The organism is Falsigemmobacter intermedius (assembly GCF_004054105.1).
Classification (GTDB): Bacteria; Pseudomonadota; Alphaproteobacteria; order Rhodobacterales; family Rhodobacteraceae; genus Wagnerdoeblera; species Wagnerdoeblera intermedia.
In genome coordinates this window covers 752-3,830 of sequence record NZ_SBLC01000095.1, presented here as the reverse complement: position 1 = coordinate 3,830, position 3,079 = coordinate 752, and the positions used below count along the sequence as shown (strand labels likewise).

Below are 3,079 nucleotides of genomic sequence, written 5' to 3'. Positions count from 1 at the left end.
TGGGTCAAATCTCAATGGAAATTATCGCCCCAAATGGGTCAGTTCTAAGCGGCAATCAACAGCTGAAGGACTGAAACATGCTCTGGCAGCGCTGTCTTCCGCGCAGCAGCAACTCGAAGCCCAGGCAAGTGGCGCATTCAGTCCCCGGGGCGAATGGCTGATGCGCAATATTGAAACACTGCGGGAAGTCAGGAGACGAGCCGGACAGGACCCGCATCAGAAGGTAAATCACCGGCTCGAGGGGCCGCGACGGGAACTGCATAATCTGTATGGCCCACAACTCCTGACGCTGAAGGACACGGTGAAAGCACTGTTCAGCGAACTGCCAGCCGTGGAGTTCTCAGACCCGACTGACTACACAGAGGCAATGAGGCAACAGCAGGTTTTGTGGTCGCAAGCTGCGCTTATGGTCGACCGATATCTCACCGGTGCCCCTGCCTCTATTGAGGCGGCGGCATTGTCAGAGCTGCTGGACTACTTTCCGAGTTACCCCGATTTCCTCGCAGAGTTGAAAAAGCGCATCGCCGCAGATGAGGCACGATACGTTCTGGCTGAAACGCTGGTCGCCCTTCCCACCCGGGACACTACAACGAGTTGATCCCGAGGCAGGCAACGCGCCGTTTAACCGGGCAGATGAGCGGACAGAGAGTGAGCGGCAGGCGGGTGCCGCTCACTCTTCGCATCCCAGACGTGGGATACAGGGCTTTGGCTCATTCATCCTTGATCCGGGCCGCGTAAACCCTGCCTCTGATCTGCGGCAGAATTACAGCTCGCTTCATCAGAGACGAAAAGCCGTTCCGCCGCTGCATCTCCTGCGGGGTGACGATCAGCTCCAGCACCTGAGCCTGGATGGTCACATCGAGCGCCGTGGTCGGCTCATCGGCGATCAGCACTTTGGGCCGGCAGGCAAGCGCGATGGCAATGACGATGCGCTGACGCATGCCGCCGGAGAGCTGAAAGGGGAACTGGTCCGCGCGGATGCGGGCCTCAGGAATGCCCACCATCTCCATCAGTTCAACCGCGCGGGCGCGGGCCTCCGCCTCTGAGCAGCCCTCATGGACCAGCACGCTTTCCTCAATCTGACGGCCGACTTTCATCAACGGATTGAGCGAGGTCATCGGCTCCTGAAAGACCATCGAGATGTCTTTGCCCCGCACCCGGCGCATCTGGGGTTCGGACAGCGACAAAAGATCAGTGCCGCCGAGCCGGATCGAGCCTGCACTGATCCGCGCGATGCGCGGGGGCAGGAGCTGCAGCATGGAATGCGCCAGCATGCTTTTGCCGCAGCCGGATTCTCCAACCACCGCAAGCGTTTCCCCCGCATGCAGGGTCAGGTCGACCTCATTGACCACCGGAAACCAGTTGCGTTTGGGGCCGCGAAATTCGGTGCGCAGGCCCTCGACCTGCAGAACGGGTGTCATCGCTTCGCTCTCGGATTAAGGGCCTCATTGAGCGCATCGCCGATCAGGTTGATCGCCAGCACCGTCAGCAGCACGGCAAGACCAGGAATGGTGACCATCCACCAGGCGGTGCGAATGGCCGAGCGTCCCGCGCCGATCATATACCCCCAGGTCATGATGTTCGGATCGCCCAGACCAAGGAAGGACAGCCCCGCCTCAAAGAGGATCGCCGTGGCGACCATCAGCGAGCCCGCAACCACGATGGTCGTCAGCACATTGGGCAGGATCTGCACGATCAGGATGCGCAGATCCGACATGCCCAGCGAGACACAGGCCTCAACAAATTCCCGGCTTTTCACGGCGCGCACTTCGGCGCGCACCAGCCGCGCCAGGGGGGCCCAGGAGACAATGGCAATCGCCCCGATGACATTGGGGAGTGTCGAGCCCAGCACCGCCACAATTACAATCGCGCCGATAAAAGTAGGGATGGTCTGGAAAAACTCGGTCACCCGCATGGCAGCCGTGTCGATCCAACCGCCGTAATAACCGGCGACCGCACCGCCGTTGACAGCCTTCACCGCAAGGATACGATGAAAGCTCCTACTATGAAGCCAAACGCTATCAGTGCGGCGAAGCCTGACAGAGCCCAGAACTCGACGCGATTTTGAAAGGGTGTGCGCGCGCCACAGTTGCCACAGCGCAAAGCTGCAAAGCGTAATTTGTGACCGCAGCGACATTGGAATGGGCGGAAGTCTTTACCTAGCATTAGAGGATCTCTGAAAGTTAACAAAAGGTTAATGACCGACAGCCTGCGCTTACGCGGACGAAACGGTCAACAACTTAAGAATATAACCTCTCATTGCGCGGGTTTTGGCATTGTATGGAGCCACTCTGAAATTTCCGGGTCAGTTTATCGCCGATCTCGGCTTTGAGATGCCTGTAGGGAAAAAGCCCCCTCGCTTACCGGAAAGCTCGGGGGCCGCTAAAAATTTTCCATCTGGTAAACTTCAGGGACAATTCTGCCGCATAGATATCAAGCCTGCCCTTCAGACAATTCCCCCAAAGAGGGGAAGTCCGAACGAAACAAGGCGCCTTCATTGAAGACGCCCTGTCCCATCACATCTGGCTCGTAGCATGTTGTGACGGGACCGTAGTCACCTGAAACGCGACGCGTTGTAACCAGTTGATTTGGAAATCTTAGCATACCTTCACCGCTGTGCAGTTCACAAAATCGTAGGCGCTTATTTTCTTGTTTTAGAAGCGTTTCTTTTAAGATCGGCATGCCAGTCCAGAATACCGTCATAGAACCCCTCCAAGGATTTTGCCCAAACGACGGGCTGATCTTTTCCTTCGGGCGTGAAGAAAAAGCCGCCTGAGCTCGGAGCTGACCATCCTCCGGACAATCTGATTTGACCGATCAACACCTCCCCAAAGGTGCGCTCGCCATATCCGACCAGAATAACCTCTGACGCGTGGTGCATACTGCCCCCCCCTCTGATCTGAAAAATGATCAGTTTTGCTGAATCTGCAAACAGTTTCTCCTTCCACTGCCCCGTTTGGATCTCTCCGGCGGGGCTTTTTCATTGGGGCACACATGCTCAATCACAATCTCGGCCACACCCGGCTGATCCGGGAGACTTGCGAGGCCCATGGCCTCACGATCCCGCAGACTGCCTATG

Annotated in this window: 4 protein-coding genes; 1 reads left to right on the top strand and 3 read right to left on the bottom strand. The window is 57.5% G+C overall.

The genetic code is table 11. The annotated features are described in order from the left end of the window. Positions 1 to 598: hypothetical protein (locus EP867_RS19980; RefSeq protein ID WP_164888965.1), on the top strand; the 598-nt coding region annotated here is incomplete at its 5' end. Positions 599 to 710: 112 nt separating this feature from the next. Here the strand turns inward: EP867_RS19980 and EP867_RS19045 are convergent. The 3 genes from EP867_RS19045 to EP867_RS19035 all read right to left on the bottom strand — a co-directional run bounded on the left by EP867_RS19045 (position 711) and on the right by EP867_RS19035 (position 2,703). Continuing rightward, positions 711 to 1,421, bottom strand: a complete 711-nt coding sequence (locus EP867_RS19045; RefSeq protein WP_128491016.1) for an ABC transporter ATP-binding protein — start codon at positions 1,419 to 1,421, stop codon at positions 711 to 713. Beyond that, a complete protein-coding gene (locus EP867_RS19040; protein ID WP_322099045.1) occupies positions 1,418 to 1,978 on the bottom strand; it encodes an ABC transporter permease in 561 nt (186 codons plus the stop codon). Before EP867_RS19040 ends, EP867_RS19045 begins: the two co-directional genes overlap by 4 nt. 455 nt (positions 1,979 to 2,433) lie before the next feature. After that, positions 2,434 to 2,703, bottom strand: a complete 270-nt coding sequence (locus tag EP867_RS19035; RefSeq protein ID WP_128491014.1) for a hypothetical protein — start codon at positions 2,701 to 2,703, stop codon at positions 2,434 to 2,436. Positions 2,704 to 3,079 lie beyond the last annotated feature (376 nt).